Source organism: Microbispora sp. H13382 (assembly GCF_014161445.1).
In the GTDB taxonomy this organism is placed as follows: domain Bacteria; phylum Actinomycetota; class Actinomycetes; order Streptosporangiales; family Streptosporangiaceae; genus Microbispora.
Genome location: NZ_JABBXA010000019.1, coordinates 137,054 through 162,444, shown reverse-complemented (window position 1 = coordinate 162,444; position 25,391 = coordinate 137,054). Strand labels below are relative to the sequence as shown.

General features: G+C 70.7%; 21 protein-coding genes. 13 read left to right on the top strand and 8 right to left on the bottom strand.

The window, feature by feature from the left end:
- The first annotated feature begins 121 nt into the window (after positions 1–121).
- Together HHX41_RS30650 and HHX41_RS30645 are read left to right on the top strand one after the other, a co-directional pair.
- Positions 122–937 carry an IclR family transcriptional regulator gene (locus tag HHX41_RS30650; protein ID WP_182908728.1) on the top strand — a complete coding sequence of 272 codons (816 nt, stop codon included), beginning with the start codon at positions 122–124 and terminating at the stop codon, positions 935–937.
- A 138-nt stretch (positions 938–1,075) separates the two neighbouring features.
- Complete coding sequence (locus HHX41_RS30645; RefSeq protein WP_182908727.1) at positions 1,076–1,603, top strand: hypothetical protein; 528 nt, start codon at positions 1,076–1,078, stop codon at positions 1,601–1,603.
- 54 nt (positions 1,604–1,657) lie between these two features.
- Here HHX41_RS30645 and HHX41_RS30640 read toward each other — a convergent pair whose 3' ends face one another.
- A complete protein-coding gene (locus tag HHX41_RS30640; RefSeq protein ID WP_169988753.1) occupies positions 1,658–1,855 on the bottom strand; it encodes a hypothetical protein in 198 nt (65 codons plus the stop codon).
- 114 nt (positions 1,856–1,969) lie between these two features.
- Here HHX41_RS30640 and HHX41_RS30635 point away from each other — a divergent pair, with 114 nt between their 5' ends.
- Together HHX41_RS30635 and HHX41_RS30630 are read left to right on the top strand one after the other, a co-directional pair.
- Complete coding sequence (locus tag HHX41_RS30635; protein WP_182908726.1) at positions 1,970–2,602, top strand: LysE family translocator; 633 nt, start codon at positions 1,970–1,972, stop codon at positions 2,600–2,602.
- Between the two features lie 77 nt (positions 2,603–2,679).
- Positions 2,680–3,003, top strand: coding sequence for a hypothetical protein (locus HHX41_RS30630; protein ID WP_182908725.1), 324 nt, complete (start codon positions 2,680–2,682; stop codon positions 3,001–3,003).
- Here HHX41_RS30630 and HHX41_RS30625 read toward each other — a convergent pair.
- Positions 3,000–4,379: a condensation domain-containing protein gene (locus HHX41_RS30625; protein WP_182908724.1), complete on the bottom strand. Its 1,380-nt coding sequence runs from the start codon at positions 4,377–4,379 to the stop codon at positions 3,000–3,002. The genes HHX41_RS30630 and HHX41_RS30625 overlap by 4 nt on opposite strands.
- Positions 4,373–4,663, bottom strand: a complete 291-nt coding sequence (locus HHX41_RS30620) for an acyl carrier protein (protein ID WP_182908723.1) — start codon at positions 4,661–4,663, stop codon at positions 4,373–4,375. Before HHX41_RS30620 ends, HHX41_RS30625 begins: the two co-directional genes overlap by 7 nt.
- Positions 4,664–4,996: 333 nt before the next feature.
- Between HHX41_RS30620 and HHX41_RS30615 the strand changes: the two genes are divergently transcribed.
- Positions 4,997–5,884: a DNA-3-methyladenine glycosylase gene (locus tag HHX41_RS30615; RefSeq protein WP_182908722.1), complete on the top strand. Its 888-nt coding sequence runs from the start codon at positions 4,997–4,999 to the stop codon at positions 5,882–5,884.
- Positions 5,885–5,891: 7 nt separating this feature from the next.
- Here HHX41_RS30615 and HHX41_RS30610 read toward each other — a convergent pair whose 3' ends face one another.
- Complete coding sequence (locus tag HHX41_RS30610; protein WP_182908721.1) at positions 5,892–6,494, bottom strand: RDD family protein; 603 nt, start codon at positions 6,492–6,494, stop codon at positions 5,892–5,894.
- Positions 6,495–6,666: 172 nt separating this feature from the next.
- Here HHX41_RS30610 and HHX41_RS30605 point away from each other — a divergent pair, with 172 nt between their 5' ends.
- The 4 genes from HHX41_RS30605 (at position 6,667) to HHX41_RS30590 (ending at position 10,494) form a co-directional block, all read left to right on the top strand.
- Entirely contained in the window at positions 6,667–7,923 is a 1,257-nt protein-coding gene (locus HHX41_RS30605; RefSeq protein ID WP_169988766.1) for a serine hydrolase, read from the top strand.
- Positions 7,923–8,636, top strand: a complete 714-nt coding sequence (locus HHX41_RS30600; RefSeq protein ID WP_182908720.1) for a VanZ family protein — start codon at positions 7,923–7,925, stop codon at positions 8,634–8,636. Before HHX41_RS30605 ends, HHX41_RS30600 begins: the two co-directional genes overlap by 1 nt.
- 68 nt (positions 8,637–8,704) lie before the next feature.
- Complete coding sequence (locus tag HHX41_RS30595; protein ID WP_182908719.1) at positions 8,705–9,385, top strand: response regulator transcription factor; 681 nt, start codon at positions 8,705–8,707, stop codon at positions 9,383–9,385.
- On the top strand, positions 9,382–10,494 hold the full coding sequence (locus HHX41_RS30590; RefSeq protein WP_182908718.1) for a HAMP domain-containing sensor histidine kinase: 1,113 nt from the start codon (positions 9,382–9,384) through the stop codon (positions 10,492–10,494). Before HHX41_RS30595 ends, HHX41_RS30590 begins: the two co-directional genes overlap by 4 nt.
- On the opposite strand, the gene HHX41_RS30585 is transcribed toward HHX41_RS30590, so the two are convergent.
- A complete protein-coding gene (locus tag HHX41_RS30585; protein WP_182908717.1) occupies positions 10,466–13,294 on the bottom strand; it encodes a BTAD domain-containing putative transcriptional regulator in 2,829 nt (942 codons plus the stop codon). The genes HHX41_RS30590 and HHX41_RS30585 overlap by 29 nt on opposite strands.
- Before the next feature lie 228 nt (positions 13,295–13,522).
- Here HHX41_RS30585 and HHX41_RS30580 point away from each other — a divergent pair, with 228 nt between their 5' ends.
- Positions 13,523–14,122 carry an RICIN domain-containing protein gene (locus HHX41_RS30580; protein WP_182908716.1) on the top strand — a complete coding sequence of 200 codons (600 nt, stop codon included), beginning with the start codon at positions 13,523–13,525 and terminating at the stop codon, positions 14,120–14,122.
- 189 nt (positions 14,123–14,311) lie between these two features.
- On the opposite strand, the gene HHX41_RS30575 is transcribed toward HHX41_RS30580, so the two are convergent.
- Together HHX41_RS30575 and HHX41_RS30570 are read right to left on the bottom strand one after the other, a co-directional pair.
- Positions 14,312–14,764: a PPOX class F420-dependent oxidoreductase gene (locus HHX41_RS30575; RefSeq protein WP_220504562.1), complete on the bottom strand. Its 453-nt coding sequence runs from the start codon at positions 14,762–14,764 to the stop codon at positions 14,312–14,314.
- Positions 14,761–15,354, bottom strand: a complete 594-nt coding sequence (locus HHX41_RS30570; RefSeq protein ID WP_182908715.1) for a dihydrofolate reductase family protein — start codon at positions 15,352–15,354, stop codon at positions 14,761–14,763. The genes HHX41_RS30575 and HHX41_RS30570 overlap by 4 nt, the downstream gene beginning before the upstream one ends.
- A gap of 97 nt (positions 15,355–15,451) precedes the next feature.
- Here HHX41_RS30570 and HHX41_RS30565 point away from each other — a divergent pair, with 97 nt between their 5' ends.
- The 3 genes from HHX41_RS30565 to HHX41_RS41150 all read left to right on the top strand — a co-directional run bounded on the left by HHX41_RS30565 (position 15,452) and on the right by HHX41_RS41150 (position 18,915).
- Positions 15,452–15,904 (top strand): helix-turn-helix domain-containing protein, encoded by a 453-nt coding sequence (locus tag HHX41_RS30565; RefSeq protein ID WP_169988773.1) that lies wholly within the window; start codon positions 15,452–15,454, stop codon positions 15,902–15,904.
- Positions 15,905–16,121: 217 nt separating this feature from the next.
- Positions 16,122–17,084, top strand: a complete 963-nt coding sequence (locus HHX41_RS30560; protein ID WP_182908714.1) for a PaaX family transcriptional regulator C-terminal domain-containing protein — start codon at positions 16,122–16,124, stop codon at positions 17,082–17,084.
- Between the two features lie 520 nt (positions 17,085–17,604).
- Positions 17,605–18,915: a ricin-type beta-trefoil lectin domain protein gene (locus HHX41_RS41150; protein WP_259401423.1), complete on the top strand. Its 1,311-nt coding sequence runs from the start codon at positions 17,605–17,607 to the stop codon at positions 18,913–18,915.
- Positions 18,916–19,069: 154 nt separating this feature from the next.
- Here HHX41_RS41150 and HHX41_RS30545 read toward each other — a convergent pair whose 3' ends face one another.
- Positions 19,070–25,381: an RHS repeat domain-containing protein gene (locus tag HHX41_RS30545; protein WP_182908713.1), complete on the bottom strand. Its 6,312-nt coding sequence runs from the start codon at positions 25,379–25,381 to the stop codon at positions 19,070–19,072.
- Positions 25,382–25,391 lie beyond the last annotated feature (10 nt).

The window sequence follows — 25,391 nt, the reverse complement described above, 5'->3', positions numbered from 1 at the left end:
AGCCGGCCGCCGGGCCGGGCCGGCGGCTCCCGCGGAGTAACCGCGTTCTCCCCGCATGCGTGGCGAGGCGCGACTAGGGTGACCGCTGGCCGGTCATGATCCGGATCACGAGCGTGGTGGGGTGGGCTTGTTCGTAGCGTCGGATCGCCGGGCGGAGGCGGCCTCCGCCCTGGGCAGCCTGGAACGCGGGATCGAGATTCTCCTGTGCCTGGCCGCCGGCATGCGGCCGATGAACCTCACCCAGGTGCACCGGTCCACCGGGTTCTCCAAAACCACCACCCACCGCCTGCTCGGGACCCTGCAGCGGCGGGGCCTGGTCACGCGCACGGGCGGCGACTACACGGTCGGCGGCCGCGTCGCCGACCTCGTGGCGCCGCGCGGCTGGGCGGTCCAGGGGCGCCGCCTGCCCGGCTCCCGCAAGGCGGTCCTGCCGCACCTGCTCCAGCTGTACGAGGCGACCCGGCAGACGGTCAACCTGGCCGTGCCGGACGGGTTCGAGGTCGCGTACGTCGAGCGGCTGTACGGGCACAACCGGGTCAAATCACCCTCCGACGGCCTGGACCGGGCGCCGCTGTACTGCACGGCCGCGGGCAAGGTGCTCCTCGCCCACGACGCGGGCCTGCGTACGGCGTTCCTCGCCGCCCCGGCCCTGCGGCGGGTGACCGGCCGCACGGTGACGGGCCGCACGGTGACCGGCCCGGCCGCGCTGGAACGTGAACTCGCCGCCGTCCGAGGGGAGGGCGTGGGTTACGCGCGGGAGGAGTTCGCCGAGGGCGTGTGCTGCGCGGCCGCGCCGGTCTTCGGCCCGGACGGCGGGGTGTGCATGGCTGTCGCGGTCGCGGCCCCGGCGGGAGCGGTGGGGACGGCGGCGCTGCCGCGCCTGGGCGCGGCCGTGCGCAGGACCGCCCGCCAGATCACCGGCGCCCTCAGCCTGTGACTCCCGATCTTCGGATTGGGGCCGCCGGGCTCGGGGAAGGCTCGACCACGTTGAGCATCGGGCCCGGGCCTGCCCGCCGCGGCGGAGACGGCCGGTCGCCGGTGCCATGGAACGGCACAGCCGTCGCGGGGGAGAGTCATGTGTCCAAGGCCGTACGCGTCCCGCCTGATCGGCCGGGCCGGCCTCGTCGCCGTACCGATGGCCGTGCTGCTCACGGCGTGCGGGACGCCGCAGCCTGAGGTGCGGTCGCGGCCCGCTGCCCCGGGTGGCCCGGCGACGGCCACGGTCCCCGCAGCGGCCTCGCCCTCGCCCGCCCCTTCGGTCGTCAGGGCCGCGGACGACCCGCAGGCGTGCCGACGCGCGGACTGCGAGGTGGAGGTCCGCCCGGGGGACCGGCTGCGGCTCGACCGGAAGACCGGCCTCGACGTGATCACGGTCGTCTCTGTCGACCGGGGCGAGGTGCGGCTGCGTTTCGAAGCGGGCGGGGGGACCTTCCGCGTCGAGGGCATGAACACCGACGTCAGTCAGGACTGCGTCAACGGCCGCTGCCGCACCGAAGGCGGGCTGACGCTGGCCATGGGACGGCCCGGCAGGATCGGCGACATCCGTCTCCGGCTGGCGAGCGTGGCGCCCGACCACGCGGTCCTGGTCCTGGCGCCGTCGTAATCGTGTCCCGCACGGCGTGACGCGTCGCCGATGCCGCCCGATCCGGCGGCGAGATCACCAGTGGAACCAGTGGATGCGACGGCAACTGCTGCACACGAAGCAGGTGGCGTCGCGGTTGGCCCAGTCGAGATTCATGAACGTCATGCCCGTGGTCTGCAGCTTCCACCGGTGCTGCTCGAACAGCTCGTTCTCACACGTGTCGCATTTCAGATCGCGGCCGTCCGCAAGCCTGACCGGCATTGGTTCGTCCATGCTTTCGATGCTAAACCGCGGTTCCTTTCTGTGGTCTGCCGTGAAAATCCGAACATCCCCTGCGCCCGGAATCCCGCCATGCGCAGATGTGGGCGTGGGCTACGGTGACCGATCGTGGACATTAATGGTGCGCTCGCCTCGTTCGCGGTCATCGTGGCATTCCTCACGCTCACGCCCGGTCTGGACACCGCCCTGATCCTGCGTACGTCGCTGCTCGCCGGCCGGAGGCCGGCCTGGGCCGTGGTGCTCGGCATCCAGGCCGGCACCCTGCTGTGGGGCCTGCTCACGGCCGCCGGCCTGTCCGCGCTCCTCACCGCCTCGCAGGTGGCGTACGAGGTGCTGCGGTGGGCGGGCGTCGCGTACCTGATCTGGATGGGCGCCAGGATGCTCTGGCACAGCCGCGACAGCCGGGCGGACGACGTGGCGCCGCCCGGCCCGGCGGACGCCGGGTGGGGACAGGCGTTCCGGCGGGGCCTGCTGACCAACCTGCTCAACCCGAAGGTGGGCGCCTTCTACGTCGCGGTCCTGCCCCAGTTCATGCCCGAGGGCGTGCCGCACGCGGTGATGGGCGTGCTCCTGGCGGGCGTCCACGTGTGCGAGGCGCTCGTGTGGAGCGCCGTGCTCATCGGGTTCACCGGCATGATGCGGGGCTGGCTGCGCAGGCCCGTGGTCAAGCGCGCCCTGGACCGGCTCACCGGCCTCATCGTCATCGGCTTCGGTCTGCGCCTGGCGGTCCAGCAGTCCTGACGCCCACCCTCGAATCAAAGGACGCCGATGACGGCCGACGAGGTTCGTGCGTGGCGAACGGCTGACCTTCGCGGCCGGTGGCGAGATCCTGGCGGAGGTTCCCGGGCTGGTTGTCCACCGGCGCCTGCCTGGACGGTGAGTGGGGCGACGGCACGCGGCAGGCGATCCTCGTCGATCCTCCGCTCGGCGCGCCGTTCGAACGGCTCCGGTTCGGACATGCGGACCCGGACCTCGACGCCCGGCTGCGACGTGCCCCGGAGGCCGCCCGGCGTGCCGCCCTGCTCCTGCTGGCCCGGCATCTCGCCGAACGGTTCGCACTGGACGATCCACCGATCGCCGCCGCGATCGACGAGGTCGCCGGCGGCGGATTGCTCGGGGAGGAACTGCGGTGGGATCTTTAGGTCGGGCTCCCGGCGTACGGGCCGATCCCGCACACCTTGGGGACGGCGGTCATCGGGACGTCCTCGGTGAGGGCGCGGACCAGCAGGGCCTCGACTCCGCGCAGCATGGCCTCGGCGACCTCCCGGGGCAGGTAGGCGGTGTCAACGATGAGGCTGAGCTGCCCGGTGTCGGGGGCCGAGACGACCGTGAAGAACGCCTTGAACCGGACGCCGGGCCAGGCGTTCGTGACGTACGTCCGGGTCTGACTGGTGAGGCGGGCCACGTCCTCGTCAGGGCCGACGGGAGGCAGGCCCGGCCAGGTGCCGACGGTCCGCCTGTCGTTGAAGAAGGCGTCGAGGTCCGGCTCCCGGCCGCGGCGGCGGCCGATCTCCTCCCGCATGGCCTGCATCTCGAACGGGTCGTAGTGCGCGTTGCGGTACGCCCTGAGCGCCCCCCGCTGCGCGGCCCGGCAGGCGGCGGCGAAGTCCGTGGCGGGCAGGTCGAGCACGAACAGGCCGTCCTGTTCCACGGTGCCGACCATCGCGTGGGTGCGCGGGTCGCGGCGGTTGCTGTGCACGAGCTGCATGACCGCGCGCGGGCGGCCGCTCACCGTGGCCAGCACGGTGGCGCAGGCGGCGAGCAGCACACTGGTCGTGCTGATCGTCCAGCGCTCCGCCAGCCGTTGCGCCGCCACGGCGAGCGCCGTCGACTCCATGCCGACCTCGATGAACCGCGGGTCGTCCGCCTCGCGCGGCGGATGGTCGAACACGTCGAGCGGCCCGTCCGCCAGCACGGAGTGCCAGTATCGGATGGACTTGGCCGAGCGGGCGGGGTACGGCTCCTCGAGCTCCGCGGCCGCCTGGTCCATCGGCTGCCACTCGGCGGGCGGCGGTTTCTCGCCGCGCAGCAGGACCTTCCACTCCTCCGAGAGCGTGTTCAGCGCCTGGAAGTCCACCGCCAGATGGGAGAAGGCGATCGCCAGCGCCATCGGGCGGTCGTTCTTGACGACGAGGGCGCAGCGCAGCGGCAGGTCCCGATCGTGGACGAAGGCCGTCCGGCCCAGCTCACCCGCGACCCGCTCGGCGACCCGCAGCGCCCGGTCCTGTCCCGCCTCCACGACGTCCACGGTCAGCTCGCCACCGCGTGCGACCCGCTGCACCGGCCCCTCCGGAGTGAGGGCGAAGGTCGTACGCAGGCTCTCGTGGCGTTCGAGCAGTACGCGCAGCGCGTCCAGAACGCTGCCGACGTCACGTCTGCCGTACACCGGGAGCACCCACGGGCAGCTCAGGAACGTCTGGCTGTCGCCCATCAGGTGGACCGCCCGCCATATCAGTCGCTGTCCCCAGGTCAGCGGCGCCTCGCCGTCCCGCGCGCCGCTGAACGCCACCGTCACCATGCGCGTGCCGTCCCTCCGACTGCCGTCCCTCCGACTGCCGGGGCCCGGGCCACCAGGGCGGACAGGGTGCCGACGTCCTCGAAGGAGGCGAGCTCGTCGCTCAGGTCCATCTCGACGCCGAAAGCGTGCTCGATCGCGTCGATGAGCCGGATCCGCGCGAACGAGGTGAGGCCGAGCGCCGACAGCGAGTGACCGGCGGCGAGCACCTCCTCGACGGTGATCTCGCCGTCCGACACCTCTGAGATCAACTGCGCCAGCCGGCGCGTGTACTCCTCCGCCGTCACGCCGCACCTTCCTCTCGCACGACGGGGCAGGCAGGTCGGGCAGGGTGATCCCGCCTGCACTCACCACACGTCACCGAAATTTTCGCCACGATGCCCTGCTTTGCGATGGGGATATAAGTGCTGGTTAGTCCGGTTTGTGTTGCTCCGGAAATCCGGTGCAACGGAAGAATAGGCAACAAGAGTGGTATGGCAACAGTGAAACTTGCAACTAGCTACCCGAAATCTTTCGGGCAGGGTGGCGGGGTCTCGTGGCGCCCCGGCAGGGCGGGGCCGGGCGGCGGCCGAACCGTGCGGCAAGATCCTTTGTCTGTCCGGGCTCGTACGATGAGGCCCATGACCAGGCACGGTTTCACGCTCACGGCACAGGGCCCGTTCGACTTCGGCGCCACGTTGCGCTTCGTCGAGGACTGGCCGGCCACCAGCGGGCTCCCCTCCGACGGGCGGGCGCTGTGCTTCGCCTACTGCGCCGAGTCCGACTGGCTGCCGATCGGCGTGACCGTGACCGCCGCGCCGGACGGGGTCGCCGTCGCCACGACGCGGGCCGCCGGGCCGGGGATCCGGGGCGAGGTGGCGCGCATCCTGTCCCTCGACGTGGACGGCTCCGGCTTCGCCGAGGCGGGTGACGCCGACCCGGTGCTCGGCGACCTGCAACGGAAGAGCCCCGGACTGCGGCCGTTGTGCTTCTGGAGCCCCTGGGAGGCGGCCTGCTGGGCGGTCATCGTGCAGCGCTCGTCGATGCTCGTCGCCGCCCGGCTCAAACAGCGCATCGCGGAGCGGTACGGCGCGCAGGTGACCGTGGACCGGGAGCCGTACGCCGCCTTCCCCCCGCCCATGACGTTGCTGGAGGCGGGCGGCCTCGGCCTGCCCGCGCAGAAGGAGGAGTGGCTGCGCGGGCTGGCCCGCGCGGCGCTCGACGGCGTGCTCACCGCCGAGCATCTGCGCGCGCTCGACCCCCAGGAGGCGCTGGCCGAGCTGCGGGCCCTGCCCGGCGTGGGGCCGTTCTCGGCCGGCCTGATCCTGATCCGCGGCGCGGGCGCGCCGGACGCGTTCCCGGGCGACGAACCCCGCCTGTTCGCGATCCTGCGCGAGGCGTACGGCCTGCCGGAGGACGCTCCGCCCGCTGCGTACCGGAAAGTGGCCGAGGCGTGGCGGCCCTACCGCTCCTGGGCCTCCTTCCTGTTCCGGGCGTCCGGGTACGGCGTCCCGGCCGATGAGCGGTGAACGGCGACTACGCCGCCAGCAGCGTGGTGACCAGCACGAAGGCGGCGAAGACGGAAACGAGGACGACGAGCCCGATCAGGAAACCGGACCTCCTCGACGCCTTCGTGCCGGGGGCGGGCACGTCCACCACGACGGTCCCGGCGATGACGTCGTGCAGGCAGCGCCGCCCGGGGTCGCCGAAGATCCACAGGGCGTCGACGAGATAGAGCACCGGCCCGAGATACGGGGCCGCCGAACTCAGGAGGGGGTGGACGAGCGTCCGGATCCCCACCTGGCGATGGGTGAGCGTCGCTCCGGTCCCGGCGGGCACCACCTTCAGGCGGTACAGCCGCTTACCGAGCGTCTGGCCCCACAGGGCGTGCTGCACCCAGAAGTAGGCAGCGCCCGCGGCGATGATCGCGATCTGCAGGGGCCAGTCGGCCTCCGCGTAGGGGTTGAGCAGCGTGGTGAGGTAATCCGCCTCGTCGGCCTCGGGCTGACCGGCGATCCCCAGCACCAGCCCGGTCGCAGTGTTGGCTGCGAGAAGGATCACATTGTCGACCAGGAAGGCGGCGAAACGGTGACGCCGGGCGGCGGTTGTCCGTGTGGCCGCCTGGGGGGTGGTTGTCATGCCCGCAAGTGTGCCGTGGCGCTCATCGGGGCGGTGCCGGCCGTCCCGGTGTATCGCGGACGTATCGAAAACCGCATACGCCGCCGCAACAGCCTCGCGTCTTCAGTGGAGGCATGAACCACCGCGAATCACTATCAGCGCCGGATTCGTCGATCCAGGAAGGACCGTGATCATGGACTCGGATTCGGCACGGGGCATCGACCGGCGGCGGCTGGTCAGATGGGGCGGGCTGGCGGCCGCCGGCGTGGTGGCGGCCGGCGGGCCGCTGGTGAGCGCCGGGGCCGGCCACGCCGCCTCGTCTCCCACCGACTCGTCCCGGCGCGACCGGGTCCCGCGGGACACCCTGCCCGGCGGGGCCTACGACCGGTACATCGCGCGGCTGGCCGCCGAGGGCAAGTTCTCCGGTGTGGTGTTGCTGTCGCACCGGGGCCGCACGGTGCTGTCCCGCAGCTACGGCATGGCGGACAGGGAGAAGGGGATCCCCAACCACGAGGGCACCGCGTTCAGCCTCAGTTCGGCAGGCAAGCCGTTCCACGCGGTGGCCATTCTGCAACTGGCCCAGCGAGGCAGGTTGCGGCTGTCCGACACGGTGGGCAAATACCTGACGGGCTTCGACCCGGAGGTCGCCGAGCGGGTGACCGTCCACCACCTGCTGTCCGGCACCTCCGGGCTGGACAGCCCGGACGAGGACGTGCGGCGTGTCTTCCAGAGCCGGGCGGAGGTGCACGACCACTACGTGCGGCGCGCCCGGCAGGCGAGGCTGGTGGGTGTCCCGGGCACTCCCTCCACCACCCACCAGGAGGCCGAGGTCACCATTCCCGCGCTGATCGTGGAGGCCGTGACCGGCTCGACGTACTGGGACTACGTCCAGGAGAACATCTTCAAGCGCTGCGGCATGACCGGCGCGGGGTTCTACACCAGGCCGCAGTGGCTCACCGACGGGCGCATCGCGCACCCGTACATGACGCTGGCCGACGGCAGCCAGGTGGACGCCGTCCGCAACCTGGACAAGGGCAGCCCGGCCCCGTACGTACTGGGCAAGAATCCGGGGCGCTGCTTCATCGACGCCCCCGGGGACGGCGGCTTCGCCACCGCGCCGGATCTGGTCCGGTTCGCGCAGGCGCTGGGCGACGGCACGGTGCTGGACCGTCCCTGGTCCGACGTGCTCACCGCGGCCAAGATTCCCCACGGACCGACGTCGTTCGGGGCGTACGGGATCTCGATCGACATCGTCAACGGTCAGTGGATGTTCCAGCGCGCCGGCGGCAACCCCGGTGTCGGCGCCAACTGGAGCATCTACCCGGACACCGGCTGGGTCGGCGTCATCCTCGGCAACAGCGACTCCGAGGGCGTGTCGCTGCAGGACATGATCGGGCGGGAGACGCAGGCCATCACCGGGGCCTCGCCCGATGGGGGGTCGGGCGGCTGATGAACCGGAGTGCATCCCTGTCTCCACCGCCCCGCCGCACGCGCAGGATCGTGCTCGTCGGCCTGGCGATCCTCGGCCTGGCGGGCGTGGCGTTCGTCGTGCGGCGGCCGCTCCTGATGTCCGCTCCGAAGTGCTTCGCCGGGCGGTGGCACGGCTGCTACGACACGGAGAACGGCGTGCTGCTGATGATGCTGGTCGCGCTGCCGCTGGCCGCTCTGGCGGTGTGGGCTCTGGCGCGCAGCCGGCGTGCCGCCGGCGCCACATCGGAGTGGCGGACGTCGCTGGCCGAGGTGGGCATGGTCTACGGGACGGTGCCGTTCGTATGGCTCACCATGATGCCGGGCCCGGGGGCCGGCATCGTCCCCGGCCGGGTAAGTCTGATCCCGCTCCGGGACCTGCTCACGATGGGGCCGATCGGCATCGGCGGCAACCTGCTGATCTTCGCGGCGCTGGGGTTCTTCGCCCCGATGCGGTTCGCGGCGCTGGCGTCCGTGCCGCGGATCCTGGCGCTCGGGGCAGGCTGCTCGATGGCGGTCGAAATCGCCCAGTACGTCCTGCAGCTTGACCGGGTGTCCTCGGTGGACGACGTACTGGTCAACGCCGCCGGCGCCGTGCTGGCCGCGCTGGCGTCGCGCCGCTGGTGGCGCACCACGGCGGCGGAAGCGCCGTCGGACCGGCCGCGCCCCGCGCCGGCGTCGGCGTCGGCAGGCTGAGTCGCGTGTCCGGCGGGCGCACGTCTTCGCATACCTCGGCGATATGTCGAGCTGCGTAGGCTTCAGACATGCGCGTGCTGATCGTGGAGGACGAGCCCTACCTGGCCGAAGCCGTCCGTGACGGTCTGCGGCTGGAGGCGATCGCCGCCGACATCGCCGGCGACGGCGACGCCGCCCTGGAACTGCTCAGCGTCAACTCCTACGACCTCGTGGTCCTCGACCGCGACATCCCCGGCCCCTCCGGTGACGAGGTCGCCCGGCGCATCGTCGCCTCAGGCAGCGGTATGCCGATCCTCATGCTCACCGCTGCCGACCGCATCGACGACAAGGCTTCCGGGTTCGAGCTCGGCGCCGACGACTACCTCACCAAACCGTTCGACCTCCGAGAGCTCGTGATGCGATTGCGGGCGCTCGACCGCAGACGCGCGCACGCCCGGCCCCCGGTCGTCGAGATAGCGGGCCTCCGGCTGGACCCCTTCCGCCGGGAGGTCTTCCGCGACGGACGCTACGTCGCGCTCACCCGCAAGCAGTTCGCCGTGCTCGAAGTCCTCGCCGCCGCCGGAGGCGGTGTCGTCAGCGCCGAAGAGCTCCTGGAGCGGGCCTGGGACCAGAACGCCGACCCTTTCACCAACGCCGTCCGCATCACCGTCTCCGCGCTGCGCAAACGACTCGGCGAACCATGGCTCATCGCCACGGTGCCCGGCGTCGGCTACCGGATCGACACCGGCACGGACACCGGGCACCCATGAACAGGCGTCCAGGGCTCAGCGCCCGGTGGAAACTCACCATCAGCTACGCCGGGTTCCTCATGCTCGCCGGCGCTCTCCTGCTGGCCGTGGTCTGGGTGTTCCTGCTGCGCTACGTACCCGACGGTGTGTGGATTACCGGGCTGAGGGGCGGCGGGCCCTGGGCGCCGGCCCCGCCGTTCATCCCCAACCGCACCGACCTCCAGCGCGCCTTCGTCCCCCGCGCGGCCCAGGCGCTGGCCATTCTGCTGGCGTTCGGCCTGATAGGTGGATGGATCCTCGCCGGCCGGATGCTCGCACCGCTCACACAGATCACCGATGCCACCCGGAAGACCGCGAACGGACTCCTGTCCCATCGGATCCGCATGAAGGGCCGCCAGGACGAGTTCCGTGAACTCGCCGACGCGTTCGACACCATGCTCGAACAAATCGAATCCCACGTCGCCGAGCAACGGAGGTTCGCCGCGAACGCCTCCCACGAACTGCGCACCCCGCTGGCGATCTCGCGGACGCTCCTCGACGTCGCCCGCAAGGACCCCACGCGGGACCGGGACGAGCTCATCGAACGCCTGCACACCGTCAACCAGCGGGCGATCGAGCTCACCGAGGCCCTCCTGCTGCTCAGCCGCGGCGACCGCGGGAACTTCACCCGCGAGAGCGTCGACCTCTCCCTCGTCGCCGAAGAGGCCACAGAGACACTGCTGCCCCTCGCCGAACAGCGCCGGATCACGCTGGACGTCACCGGCGGGGCGGCCCGGACCAGCGGCTCCGCCGAGCTCCTGCTGCGGATGGTGACGAACCTCGTCCAGAACGCCATCGTCCACAACCTCCCCGCCGGTGGCACCGTTACGGTCCACACCGAGGCGTACGACGACACGAGCGTGCTGCGGGTCGCGAACACGGGCCCTCGGCTCCCACCGGAACTGGTGCCGACCCTCACCGAACCCTTCCGGCGCGGAACAGAACGCGTACGCACCGACGAACACGCAGGCGTCGGCCTCGGCCTGGCCATCGTGCACAGCATCGTCCGCGCCCACGACGGGACCCTCGGCCTCGTTCCCCGCCCCAACGGCGGTCTCCTCGTCACGGTCCGGCTTCCCGGTACGCGGTAGGCACCCTCCGGAGCGGCGCCTCGTCCGGGCTGGAGACGCGGCGCGGAAACCCGGCTTGGGCGTCGTCGTCCGAACGCCGGTGACACCCGTGTCCCGCGGCCTCATGAGTCCTCGAGGCGAGGTCGAGAACGCGCAGTTTGGTCCGCAGGGTGTCGGCGTCGGGATGCCCGAGCTCTGTGAGGATGGAAAGGGCGCGCAGCCAGGCTCGGTAGGCGGCGTCGCGATCGCCCGCGGCGTGCTGCGTCTCACCGAGGCGGGTGAGGGTGTAGGCCTCTCCGTACGGTTCGCTGAGCTGCTGGAAGAGTGCGAGAGCCTCCTGATAGCTCGCGACGGCTTGGGCGTGCCGGCCGAGGTGGTGCAGGGTCTGACCCAGGCTGTCCCAGGCGGCCGCCTGGCCGTAGCGGTCGCCGCTCTGCTGGTACAGGGCCAGAACCTCCTGACAGGCGGGCAGTGCTCGACCGTGATCGCCGAGCTGACTGTGGGCCCACCAGATCCCCACCAGGGCGAAGGCCTGTCCGATCTGATGGCCGGCTGCGCGGAACAGGTGAAGCGCCTGCTCGGCGTGGCGGAGCGTGTCGGGGTAGCCGGCTTGCCGGGCGAACGCCAGGGCGAGGCTGAGATGAGTCCGGCCTCTGCCGGAGGATTCGGTCAGCTTCTCCCACTGCGACAGGGCGTGCCGGTAGTGGGTCAGGGTGTCGTCGCCGAGCCCTGAGGCGTTCGGGTCGTGGCGCCCGCGCTGGGTCAGGAAGTCGGCCAGTGTCCACACCAATTGCCAGGCGTGGGTGTCGAACCCGGCCTCGGCCGCGTGATGGACGGCACCGATGAGAACCGTGTGCTCGGCGGCGAACCAGGCCAGCGCCTCATGGTGATCGATGAGGGGCCGGGCGGTCACCCCCGGCTGTGCCGGGGCGAGCGAAAGCGGATCGCGAGACGGGTCCAGCAGCAGCGCCGCGCTGTGAGCGGTGTGCAGGTAGTGGTCGAACATCCGGTGCAGCGCCGCGTGCCGATCGGTGCCGCCGTCCCACCGCCGTGTCAGCTCGGCGGCGTACGCGCGCAGCAGGTCATGCATGCCGTAGCGGCCCGGGGCCTGTTCGGTGAGCAGGTGGGCGCGGGTCAGCTCGGCCAGCAGCCGCCGGGTCTGAGCCGCCGGCACGCCGGCCAGGCTGGCCGCGGCGGGCACCGTGACATCGGGACCGGGATGCAGGCTCAGCAGCCGGAACAGCTCTGCCACCCGGACGCCGAGGGTCCGGTAGCTCCAGGAGAACACGGCCCACAGATCACCGCTGTCGCTCAACGCGTCGGCCACGGCCGCGAGCGGGAACGCGGGCCGGGTGGCGGCCCGCGCCGCCACGATCGCCAGTGCCAGGGGCAGCCCCGCGCACGCGGCGACGATCTCCTCCACCGCTTGAGCTTCGGCCTTCACCCGGTCGGCCCCGAGGCGGCCGGCGAGCAGTTGACGGGATTCGGCGGCCGTGAGCAGGTCCACGGTGAGCGGACAGGCACCTTCCATCGCGACCAGACCGGCCAGTTGCTCGCGACTGGTCACCACTGCCGTGCAGCCGGACGAGCCGGGCAACAGCGGCCGCACCTGCTCGGCGTCGCGTGCGTTGTCCAGCACCACCAGCACCCGTCGATCGGCCAGCAGGCTGCGGTACAACGCCACCTGCGCGTCGAGGGCGGGCGGGATGTCGTCCGCCGACACGCCAAGGGCGTGCAGGAAACCCCGAACCGCCTCGCCTGGCGTCATCACCGGCCCGTTCGGGTCGAACCCGCGCAGATTGACGTACAACTGCCCATCCGGGAACCCGGCGGCGACCCGATGGGCCCAGTGCACCGCCAGCGTCGTCTTGCCCACACCCGCGGTGCCCGACAGGAGGGGGATCGCGACCGCGCCCGCCGGAGCCGTCCCGCCGGCGGGCAGCAGCCGGTCCAGCGCTTGGAGGACACTCGCCCGGCCGGTGAAAGCGGGTACATCGCTCGGCAGCTGCCGCGGCACGGGTAAGCCTGGGCGCACCTCCACCGGCCCTCCGGCCGGCGGCGGGCCGAGGGCGGGGTCGGAGCGCAGGATCCGCTCGTTGAGGGCACGCAGCTCCGGCCCCGGCTCGATGCCGAGTTCCCCGATCAGAAGGGCACGCGTGTCTCGGAAGACCTCCAGGGCCTCGGCTTGGCGACCAGAGCGGTATAACGCCAGCATCCAGTAGCAACGCAGCCGCTCCCGATACGGGTGAGCCGTGGCGAGCCGGCCCAGCTCTCCGACCAGCGCACTGTGCCGGCCCAGGTCCAAATCCACGGAGACGCTGAGTTCCTGGGCGCGCAGTTGCGCCTCCTCCAGCCGCCGGACCTCCTGCGTCACGAGTGCGACATCGCTGACATCCGCGTACGGCGTGCCCCGCCAGAGTTTCAACGCCTGCCGCAGTGCGGCGCTGGCCGATTCGAGGTCCCCGCGGTCATAGGCGCCTTGTCCGCAGTCCACCAGATCCGCGAAACGCAGCGCGTCCATCTGGTCCACTCCGACGACGATCGCGTACCCGGCCGCGCTGCGCACGATGTGCTCCCGCCCGGCGATCGAATGCCGCAGCCGATGCACATAGCTCTGGAGGTTCTTACGCGCGCTGGCGGGCGGGCGGCCGTCCCACAGCGCCTCGATCAAGGCCGGCACCTCCACCGGTTCCCCCGCCTTGCACAGCAGCAATGCCAGCAGACGACGCCACTTCGCCGGCTCCACCGCCACGGCCACTCCGTCGCGGCGCACCTCCAGCGGTCCAAGAACGCCGAACTCGATCAACAGCCCGCCCTCCATCGGATGACATCCCCGAATCTGACTGCGATGAGTCAAATCGTCAAGGAAGGAGACAACCGGCGCGCAACCGCCGCGCTACCGCCATACAACCGCCACGGCTCACCATCGACACAGAACAGGCAGACGGCGAAACAACCCACGATTCAGGGAGCTACTCCGCGTGCTTGTTCCGTCCCGATCGTCGTCGCACCACACCTGAGCGAAACACCTCGACGGAAGGATTCAGGCGTGAGCAAGTTCCTCCGCGTACTGACGACGCTCGTCGTCACGATCGCAGGTCTCTCCCTGCCGATGGCCGCCGCCCAACCGGCGCAGGCCGCCACCAGCATCTGCTCCTCCAGGTACGGTTCCTACTGGAATCACCAGGACAAGGCGCACTGGTGGGCGGCGGCGACGGCCGGCAGGGCGCAACAACACCGAATGCCCATCGATATTCAGGGGCCGTGGAAGGACGACGGCGTCCAGGCCCACATCTGGGACTGGTACAACGGAGAAAGCCAGTACTGGTGCCTGCACAAGATAACTTTCGCCGACGGCTCGTACGCGTTCCAGATGAAGAACTATTACACCGGCAAATGTCTCGGCGTACCCGAGTTAGGCAACTACGTCGCCGTGCGGCAATACACCTGCAGCTCCGATGGTTACAGGCAGCGCTGGGTGCTGATGGGCCTGGGTCTCGTGAACACACCTGACGGGATCAAGACGGGGCAGGCGATCCGTATGGACGACTCGAATTACTGTCTGGACGTCCGGGACGGACAGACCGCAGCGGGGACACCGCTTCAACTCTGGTCATGCACGAGCTCCCCAAACCAGGTGTTCTACTGATCCTGGAAGAGCGAACGGCCTCCCCTGGAAAACGGCCCCTCGCGGCCCGGCCGTACGGATGAGGAGAAGGTAAGGGGCGCCGAAAGCAGGGGTCTCGGCTCACACCGGGACCCCCGCGTCATGTCCTGGCTCGTGAGATGCCCGAGCCGAGGGGACCGACTCGCCGCACGCCGGCCAGGCGGTCGCCGTTCACGTGAGGCCCACCGTCTGCCGCTCGGGCTCGATGACCGCGACGACGCGCTCCTCGTCTCGCGAGTACGGCCGGCCGATGTACTTGACGGCCAGCTGGTCGACGATCGTCCAGGCGGCGTCGCCTTCGAGCCACTCGACGACGCGGCCGCGGACGACGACCGGCTGGAACGGGTCGCCGGGCGGGGTCAGGGAGAGCGCGACCCGCGGGTCGCGGCGCAGGTTGCGGGCTTTGCGCGAGTCCGGACCGGTGAGGAACACGATGTGGTCGCCGTGCGTCCCGATCCAGACCGGGACGGTGTGGGGGGCGCCATCGGGCAGGACGCTGGCGAGGTGGGCGAGCGGGGTGCCGTCGAGCACGCGGCGCACAGCGGGGTCGAGCGTCATGGTCATCTCCTGGCGTGGGTTGTGGGCGGGCTTCTGGTGGTGATCGTCCGCGGGCGACGAGGTCATCGTTCGACCTCGTAACGAAGGTGGGTGACACCGGGCGCCGGGACGGCCTCGACGAGGCGGAGGCGCACATGCCCGGGGAGCGGCTGGAAGAAGGGCCGGCCGTGGCCGAGCAGGATCGGCACCTGATGGAGGATCACCTCGTCGACCAGACCCGCCTTCAGCGCCTCGGTCACGACGCCGCCGCCCATGAGGCCGACGTCCTTGCCGCCGGCCGCCGCACGGGCCGCCGCGATCGCGTCCTGGATGCCGGTGCCGACGAGGGTCTGCCGCTCGCTCATCTTCGGCATCGGCCGGTGGCTCAGGACGAACAGCCGGGCCGCCGGGTGGGGGCCGCCGCCGCCGAAGCCGTCGGAGTCCTCATAGGTGTTGCGTCCCGCCACGACGGCGCCCACCCGTGCGGCGAGAGCGTCGAAGACCCGGGCACTGGGCTCGCTCAGCCGGAACCCGTCGAACACCCGGCTGGGCGTGTCGCCGTCGAAGTACCAGTCGAAGAGCATCGCCCCGTCGCCGAGCCCGCGCCCGGCACGGGGGTCGCGACCGGTGATGTATCCGTCGACCGACACGGCATGGGCGCCGATGACCTTGCTCATCTCGATGCACCCTCCTCCATTTGAGTTCCCTTAAGAGACTCGATAAATGTAGCACTCCGAAGTTCCCTAAGGGAACCCCAATTGGTAGACTGGATTCATGCAGCGCACGAACTTCGGCGAGATGGCGTGCTCCATCGCGCGCACGCTCGACGTCATCGGGGAGCCCTGGTCGCCGCTGATCCTGCGTGACGTGTGGGTCGGGCTCACCCGGTTCGAACAGATCCAGGCCGACCTCGGGATCTCACGTAAGGTGCTGACCGAGCGGCTGAACCACCTCGTCGGCCAGGGTGTGCTGGAACGCCGTCCCTACGACCAGCGGCCGCGGCACGAGTACCACCTGACGCAGAAGGGCACCGAACTCGTCGACCTGCTCATGGTCATGGCCGGCTGGGGCGACAGGTGGCTCGCGGGTGAGGCCGGTCCGCCGGTGCTCTACCGCCACCACGCGTGCGGTGAGATCAGCGGTGTCGACCTGCGCTGCGCCCACTGCGGCGAGCCGATGCACGCCGGCGACGTCGACCTGCTGCCCGGCCCCGGCGCAGCCGTATGACAGAGCGCAGCCGTATGACAGAGCGCAGCCGTATGACAGAGCGCAGCCGTGTGACAGAGCGCAGCCGTATGACGCGGACGGGCCCACGGCCGCCTGATGCGCGCGCCGGGCGGGCTTCGGGTTCGCCGGGGTGATCCGGGCCCGGGAGGCACTCCAGGGCGGCGGTGCGCGACCGGAGTCGTTCGGTGAGGGCGTTGTCGTGGGGCAAGCTGATGACGTGAGTGTCCATGTGCCTCCGGACGACGCCGGAATCCCACGGGCGCAGGCCGGCCCCAACCCACAGCACCTGCTGACGACCTTGCTCGGTGAGTACCTCGACTCCTCGGACGCCGGCCTTCCGTCGATGGCGGTGGTCGCGATGCTCAAGGAGTTCGGCATCAGCGAGTCCAGCGCGCGGGCCGCGTTGTCCCGGCTGACCAAGCGTGGCCTGATCGCCGTACGGGGATCTGGACGGCCACCCGTGTACCACCTCACGCCTCAGGCGATCGCCAGGCATCGGTCCCGGATGGATCATTTCCTGAGCTTCGGCGCACGCCCGCCGCGGTGGACCGGCGACTGGGTGACCGTCTCCTTCTCGATCCCCCAATCCGGTCAGGCACAGTCCGGCCAGGCCCCACGGCACGCGGTTCGCAAGGCTCTGGGAGCGCTGGGTTTCGCGCGGCTGTACGACAGCGTGTGGATCCGGCCCGGATCCGACTCCGGTCCGGCGACCCAGGCGCTGCACGACATCCTGGACGACGTCGACGGTGGTCGATGGTCGGTGATGCACACCCGGTTCGACGAGGAGGCCGGCCCGCACGGTCCGGCCGCCGCCTACGACCTGGCCGGCCTCGCCTCGGCCTACGAGGCCTTCATCGCGCGGTACGCGGACCTGCGGGTGGCCGTCCGCAATGGGCAGATCGACGCGACGCGGGCGCTGGTGGCGCGGACCTCTGTCATGGATTCCTGGCGGAAGTTCCCCGACATCGACCCGAACCTTCCCGAGCACCTCCTGCCGGCACCGTGGCCCCGCGAGGCCGCCAGGAATCTCATGCTGGAGATCCACTCCGCTCTCGGCTCGCTCGCCGAGGCGCGGCTCATCCAGGTCGCGACACCGTACTGGCCGGACGCCGCGTCCTGGATCACCCACTTCCAGGCATCGGAGAACTCCGTTCCGGCCCCGGGTGGCGGGGACGGCTGAAGAAACTTTCACGCACTCGAACGGCTGCCCGGCCGCCGGGGCGCTTTCGCGACCGCCGCGGCGCGTCCGCTTCCGGCTGGCGGCCGCCCGCCGGGATCCCACCGGAGCGTCAAGCCGGCCAGGCGCTGTGACCTGCGCCGGAGTCGCCTGTGCCGGTCCGTTTTCTCGGCGCCGGGCAGGGGAGCGGTGGCACCGTCCCGAAGGCTGCCCGCCACGCCCGGACTCGAGTGCGTCAGGGGCGCGTCCGGTCCGCGCGGGCACCGCTCAACGTGCCGAACGCGGTCGGTTGACACTTTTGATGACCGCAGTGATATTAACTGCACGCTTCTCTCATCGGCTCGTTTCGCCTGGCGCGGGCGCAACTCGCAGTCGATAGTCCGCCATATCGATCTCCAGATTCGGTCGGCGTCGACCAGCCTGGCCACGGTGGCAGTCATGTGCCGTTTCCGGGTTTCGTCGGCGTGCGCCGCGTATGCCACACCTGACACAGAGCGCCGTCGTGACACCTTCGGAGGGCGAGATGAGAAAACGCTCGATCATCAGCGCAGTACTGGCGGCCGCGGTCGCCCCACTCTGCGCCGGAATAGTGGCGCTAACCACGACACCGGCCGCCGCGGCGGTCGGCGGTTCGGGCCCCTACCCGGCTGATTACGAGACCTCGACCGGCCTGCCCAACCACACCATCTATCGGCCCGGAAACCTCCCGTCCGAGAAACTCCCCATTTTCGTCTGGGGTAACGGAGGGTGCTCCGCCAACGGGTTGTCGCAGCAGAACTTCCTCCGCGAGATCGCCTCGCACGGGTTCCTGGCCATCGCCAACGGCAGCCCGAACGGCTCGGGCTCGACGACGTCCCAGATGCTCACCCAGTCCATCGACTGGGCGGTCGCGGAGAACAGCCGCCAGGGCAGCAAGTACTTCGGCAAGCTCGACACGGGCAAGATCGCTGTAGGGGGCTTCTCCTGTGGCGGGCTGGAGGCCTACGCCGTCTCCAACGACTCGCGTATCACCACGACCACCATCTTCAGCAGCGGCTTGCTGAACGACTCCGACGACTACCAGCTCCGCCGGCTGACCAAGCCGATCGCCTACTTCATCGGCGGGCCGAGTGACATCGCCTATCCCAACGCCATCGACGACTGGGGCAAGTTGCCGGCGGGGCTGCCCGCGTTCATGGGCAATCTGAACGTCGGACACGGCGGCACCTACGACCAGACCAACGGCGGCGAGTTCGGCCGCGTGGCGGTGCTGTACCTCAAGTGGCGGCTGAAGGGCGACACGACGGCCGGCACCAATTTCGTCGGCCCCAACTGCGGCCTCTGCAACACCCAGTGGCAGGTCCAGCAGAAGAACCTCACGCTCGACGGCGGCACCCAGTCTCCGTCGCCGAGCCCGTCATCCGGCGGCAACCCGTCTCCGAGCCCGACCGCGACCCCGACCTCCGGCGGCGGCAGCGGGCCGATCAGGGGGGTGGCCTCCGGGCGGTGCCTGGACGTGACCGGCGCGAGCACCGCCGACGGCACCCAGGTGCAGCTGTGGGACTGCAACGGCCAGACCAACCAGAGCTGGAGCTCCACCTCTGCCGGTGAGATCCGCGTGTACGGCAACAAGTGCCTGGACGCGGCCGGCAGCGGCAACGGCGCCAGGGTGCAGATCTACTCCTGCTGGGGCGGCGACAACCAGAAGTGGCGGGTGAACTCCGACGGCAGCATCCAGGGCGTCCAGTCCGGGCTCTGCCTGGACGCCACCGGAGCCGGCACCGGCAACGGCACCAGGATCCAGCTGTACTCCTGCCACGGCGGCACCAACCAGAAGTGGACCTGGAACAGGTAGCCCGCACCCGCGGCCCGCGGTGCGGAACACCCCGCCGCACCGTGGGCCACGACCCGGCCGCTCAGCGCGCCTCCGTTCAGCCGGTAGCCGACTTCCGCTGCGCCGAACGCCGCGAGGCCCCGGTGCCGTGCCCGACGGCACCGGGGCTTCGGCGTCAGCCGCCGAACAAATAACGCGCCGCCGAGCCGCCCGCGGCGCTGCCGACCGCTCCGCCCGCGGCGCCACCGGCGATCGAGCCGATAGGGGCGCAGATCACTGCGAGCGCAAAGCACCCCGCTCCGGCCTTGTACCCCGCCATGGATCCCAAATGGGCTCCCGCTCCCGCTACAAAGCCTCGGGTCAGCACCCGGGCCGTCTTGTCCTTCCCGGACAGATCGTCGCGGTTTCTGTCGGCTTTGAACTGCGCGTAGCCACCGTCGACCACCGAGACCGCGACGCTCGCGCGGCCCGCCCACTTCCCGAAGGTCGCGGCCTTCTCCCCGAACCTGCTGAGGCCACCCGCGCGCTTGGCCGCCTTCCACCTCAGATTGTGCTTGGGCTCCGCCCTGGGGACCAGCGCGAACGTCCTTCTCAGGGTCTCCACCTGCTGCTTGGTCAGCCCGAGCCCGGCCAGGAGCTTGTCCTCCAGCTTGACGCTGCCCAGCCCGAGCAGCTTGATCAGTTCGCCGAGCGTGGCGCTGCCCAACGAGGCGGCGAACAAGGGTTGGTTCACGTCCCGGAGGTCGCCCCAGAAGCTGGGAGGGGGCGGAGTGACGTAGGGCTGCAGCGCCGGGATGGGGGGCGTCATGCTCGTACGGGGGGGTGGGGCCGTCCTGTAGTGGGGGACGCTCGGTGACCAGCCGCAGGCCCGGGGAACGAGATAGCACGGTGGCTTGGACGGCCCGATGACCTTGTAGCCGCGCTTGGTGGGAACGCGGACGACTCCATCGCCGTTCGAGCACTCCATGTCCCCGTTGACCCGCCGGCACAGCTTGCCGTCGGGGTCGGAGTTGGTGACCGGGCTGCTGTTGGCGTAGGTGTAGCCGTTCATCTGCTGCGCGTCGGTCAGGTCCAGCACCGGGTCCACGGAGATGAACCTGCCGGTGTCCGGGTCGTATTCGCGCGCTCCGAGTTGCATGAGACCGGCGGGGTCCTTCGTGCCGCCGACGAAGCCCTTCTCCCCCGGCCAGACGGGCGGGGTGCTCCGCTCGGCGCCGAAGGGGGCCAGCCTGCGAGCCCGGCTCTGCTGGGTCTGGGCGTCGATCGCGATCTGGGCGGTGCCCTGGTGGTCCTCCGTCAGGTAGGTGACGCCGGTCGTGGTGCGGAGAGCAACGGTCCGGCCCGCGTGGGTGTAGTAGCGCGTGGCGGTCGTCGTCCCGGCGCTCAGGCGGACCTCGGTGCCCGGTAGGTAGAGGGTGGCCGCGGTCGCGTCCTTTCTGATCAGGCGGTTGCCGTCGGCGTCATAGACGAACTCGACCGCCGCGCCGCTCTCGGCGATGTTCGAGAGCTGGCCCTGGACGTCCCAGTCGAAGGTCCGGGTCGTACCGCCGACGGTGCGCGTGATGGTGTTGCCGGTGTCGTCGTAGGCGTAGGTGTCGGTGCGGCTACCGCCCCCACCGCTTTGGACGATCTTGGTCAGGCGGTTGCCCTGGCCCGCGGGGCTGTAGGTGTAGGTGCGGACGGTGTCGGGCTGTCCGGCGACGCCGTGACGCGTCTCGGAGACGCGGTTGCCCGCGGTGTCGTAGCCGAAGGTCTGCCAGTAGGGGGCGGGGCCACCGGCGACCGTGGCGGGAGGAGCCGCGTCGCAGGTGGCCGTGGTCTGGGTCCATGCCTCGGTGAGCCGGCGCAACGGGTCATAGGAGAAGCACTGGGTGTCGGCTCCGTCCCGCGAGGCGTCGGCGATGGAGCGGATGTTCCCGGCGTCGTCATAGCGGTAGGTGGCGTCCCGATCGCTGCCGCTGACGTTCTCCCGCAGCGTACGGGTGGTCGCGGGCCGCTGGGTCGCCCACTCGTAGGTGAAGGTCTGCCAGGCGCGTTTGCCCGTGGTCGCGCCGAACTCGAGCATCATGAGCTTGCCGGTGGGCGTGTAGTCGGTGGCGCCCACGTAGGTGCCGAGGTTGCCGGTCAGGCGGACGGGCCGCAGGAAGTCGTCGTAGGTGGAGACGAGGTTCTCCGCCGCCAGGCCGCCGGCCGCGGGCAGTCCCTGCCCTTGGACGGTGCCGTCCAGGTTGTAGGAGGTGGAGAAGACGTAGGTCCCCGCCAAGGCGCCCTGGGCCGAGGGGATCGTGACGGCGTTCACGTCGGCGCGCCCGAGCCGGTCGTAGTGGCGGATCTCGCTGGTGTAGTCCGCGCCCGCGTGGTGGCGGGTGGCGGTCGCCGGCTTGCCCTTGCCCAGGGGGACGGAGTCATAGGTGAACGAGGTGAGCCTGGTGCCGGTGGCCGAACCTTCGCGGGTGTCGGTCTTGCGGCCGAGCCCGTCGTAGGTGGTGACGGTCTTCTTGCCGCGGGCGTCCGTGACCGAGGTCTCCCTGTCGAGGTCGTCGTAGGTGTAGGAGGTCGGGCCCTTGTCGGGATCAACTGTCTTGATCTTGCGACCGCGCAGGTCGTAGGTGTTGGTCCAGGTGTTGCCCGAAGGGTCGGTCACCGAGGCCGGTTCGCCGGTCGGGGTGTAGGTGTAGCGGATGGCGTCGTACTGTCCGGCGGCCTTGTACTGGCGGCGCTCGATCACCTGACCGCGCGCATCGGTGATCTCCGCGGTGGGGGTGCCGCCCTGCGGCGGCGTGACGGAGGTACGGTTGCCGCCGCCGTAGCTGTACGTGGTGCGCCATTTCTCCTGTTCCGGCTGGGAGCCGTTGCCGGCCATCAGCCGTTCGAGGGTCTTGCGGCCCAGTCCGTCGTACTCGGTCCGCGTCTGGGACTCGATGTTGCCGGGGGTGAGCACGCCGAACAGCACCGGCTCGGGGGCTCCCGACGCGGGGTAGGCGTCGTGGGTCCTGACGACGAGGCCGCGGTCGTCGTAGATGGTGTCGGTGATCAGGCGGCCGGTGGGCCCCGGCGCCTGGGTCTGCCGGGTGCGGAGCCAGCCGTCGAGCAGTTCGATCCCGGCGATCCGCTGGCCACCGGTGGCGGTGAGCGTCTTGGTGGTGACCGCGACGATCTTGTCGTCGGCGACCCGGTAGTCGAACTCGTAGTTGGGGTAGGGGTTGCTGCCTTTGGAGCGGTTCGGCAGCCACACCTGGCGCAGCCGGCCGAGGCCGTCGTAGACGAGTTCGGTACGCAGCCCGTTGGCGTCGATCTCCGCGGTCTGCTGCCCCCAGGCGGGTTCGAGCTCCTGGACGGTGACCAGCGCCGTCGAGGCGTCGCCCGGCTTGGCGGGCGGGCTGGTGGTCGTCACCTTCGTGGTCAGGCCGCGCGCGTCGGTGTAGGCGGTGGTGCTGGTCTGCCCGAGCGCGTTGGTCGCCTTGAGGGGACGGCCGTAGACGTCGTACGTCACCTGCTTCTCGGTGGCGTACGTGGCCTTCGTCCCGTCATGGGAGGCGATCTCCTCGACCTTGGTGGGATCGCCCCGGCTCGGCGCGGCCCCGAGAGCGCCGTTGTCGTAATACGTTCTGATGTCGGAGATGACGTCCTTGGCGCGGTCGACGGTTGCCGTGCAGGCGACCGCGACGGTCTCCACCCGCGCGGGCAGGGACACCAGGTGCGCGGCGACGTTGTCGGCATAGGTGGCACGGGTGCACCGGTCGTCGGCGGAGGTGGTGACGTCGCCGAGGTCGTTGACGCGGATCGCCCGCCCGATGCCGGGCCCGGATCCCTCGTGCTCGGTCTCGGTCCTGGTCTCGGTCCAGCCGCCTCCGTCCTTGACCGTCCACGTGCGCTCAGTGGCGGGGGCGGTCATCTCGGCCGTGGTGGTGCCCCACGATCGGGTGCGGGTCGCGGTCGTGACCCGCCAGGGGGTCCGGACGGTCTTGGCGTGAACCGTCCCTCCCCGCCCCGTGTACTCGACGGTCTTCAGCTCGAACCCCGACAGCGCGTCGTGGTCGGTGTACGTGCCGCCCTCGCCGTCCGACACCGTCACCGACTTGCTGCCGCCGCTCCTGCTCTTGCGGTCGCCGTCCATGCCGCGCAGGTAGAACGTGTCGGACTGGGCCGCCGTGCCGGTCAGCGTTCGGACCTGACCGTAGCCGCGCCATTGCGACCAGGTTTTGTGCTTCTCCCTGGTCAGGCCGTCATCGTCGTCGAAGTGCCAGGCCGCGCCGCCGAGGTAGTCGTAGCTGGTTCTCATGTCGGGCGCCAGACCGGTGCGATCGATGCTGGTCACCGAGGTCACCACGTACTTGTGGAACCAGTCGGTGATCTCGTCCTCGTGGCCTGGCGGCTTCCAGATGACGGGGAAGCACCGCCTGGTGTTGGTCTCGGGGGTGGGCAGGTCGGACAGCGAGCAGTCGGCGCCCGAGTAGGCGATGTCGAGTTGCCCGCCGGACTCGTCGTAGATCGCGCCGAGGCGGTAGCGGATGTAGGCGAGGATGTCGTCGCCGGTCCGGTCGAGCCGGTTGGGCAGCTGCACATGGGTGAAGGAGACCTTCGGCAGCGTCACCGGCGTGCCGCCGACGTGCCCCGTGTGCTGGATCTGGGACAGCAGCAGGTCGCGCTCCACGTCGGCCAGACCCCAGGTGTGGCCGAGCGACCAGGAGTCCACGTCACGGTATCCGGTGCCGTCGGCCTTGATGACCTGGGTGGTCACCTTGGTCAGGCGTTTACGCGACCAGAAGGTGGGAGTGACCGCGCCGTGGGTGCCCTTACACTCCTGCCCGGCGTCACAGTGCAGGTCCCAGGGCACGTCCCACCAGTACTGCGGCTTGTCGCCGATCTTGTCGGGGTCGCAGGCGAACGACGCGTCGGGCAGGCACCGCTCGGACGTGGTGAACAGCACCCGAGCGGGAGCGGTGGCGAACAAGTCGTCCTTGCGCAGCCCGTAGGAGATCGACTTGAGGTAGCCACCGCGCGTGTACGGGGTCTCGTCGCCGGACTTCAGGTCGCGGCCGTAGTGGTTGATCTCCTTGCCGTAGGTGTAGGTCATGGCGTTGCCGTCGGGGCCCACGACGTAGTCCAGGTTCCACCGATGGGCCTGCTGGCACCAGGAGGAGGAGAACCCGCTGGATTTGTGACATGGTTCGCCGGAGTCGTCACCGAACACCGGTGCCGTCCACGCCGAGTCGCTCTCCGGATCGCCGGACGCCCAGCCGGGCACGCGGTTGAGCCCGAAGTAATACTGGATGCCGTCGACCGTGGTGGCCTTCCAGTACTCTCCGTCGTCGTCCCCGTTGGTCGCGCCGGTGAGCTTCTCGAACACCGTGCCGTCGTCGAACTTGGTCCGCCAGGTGCCGTCAGCGGCCTTGATCAGCTCTCCGCCCCTGCCGTTCCACGTGACCGTCGCGTTGTCGTAGCCCCAGCACTGGTCGCCCGGGTAGTTGCCGAACTCGTCCTTCGCGGCACCGTCGTCCTCGCACGACTTGTAGCGGCGCTCGATGTAGCCGGGCCACAGGTCGAATCCCTCGCCGACCCAGGACGGCTGCGCGTTGGTGTTGCCCGTCCGCCCGTCCACGCTGCCGGAGGAGTATGTGATGGCCAGTTCGGGCTGTAACTCGCCGGGTACAGGCGGCACCCGCATCGGGTAGGACCAGGTGAACTCGCCGGAGTTGCCGCCCATCTCCCAGGTGGCCGAGGCCGACAACGACGTCGCGCTGTAGTCGCCCTGGGAGCCCGACTCGCCTGCGGCGGCCACCAGCAGCGTGCCGCCGGGCTCGGCGTCCACCTCTGTGGTCAGCGTGCCCGCCGCCGCGTCGTTGCGTGCGTGCAGCGGCGCCGCCTTGGCGCACTGCGGCAGTCCCGGGCTGGTCAGCGCGCACGACGGCAGCCGCCACAGGCGCAGCCGGGAGCCGTATGAGCCGCCGTAGGCCTGTGCGAACCTCCCGTAGTCCAGGCGGACGCCGACCCGGCCGGTGGTCTGCGCGTCGCTGGAGGCCACGGTGAAGGCGATCCCGTCGGCTCCCGCGGGGTGCCCGGCCGTACGGTCCAGCAGCCGCACGCGTACCCGTCCCGCTTGGGTCCCGGCGCCGGCGGCGGGCAGCAGCGAGATCGGCAGGGTCCCGGCCCGGGCGGCACCCCGCCCGGGCACATCGGCTTCCGCGACGTCGGCCGCCGGCCAGTCGATCAGCGCGGGCGGCGGCGGCGCGCCGACGGGCTCGGATCGACGCGGCCTGGCCGGGAGATCACGGCCTGCGACCGTCCGTTCGGGCTGATCCACCTTTGGGCGGCCGGGTCCCGCGGCCGCGGCGGTCACGGGTGGTGACAGCGTCACCGTCAGCGTCACCGTCAGCGCGGCGGCCATCCCCGCGGCGACCGCCCGGGACAAGCGGCCGGGCCGCAGGGTCCGTTGCGGACGGCCGCTCCTGGCTTCACCGCGCCGTTGGGCCATGCTCGTCTTCATCCGGCACACC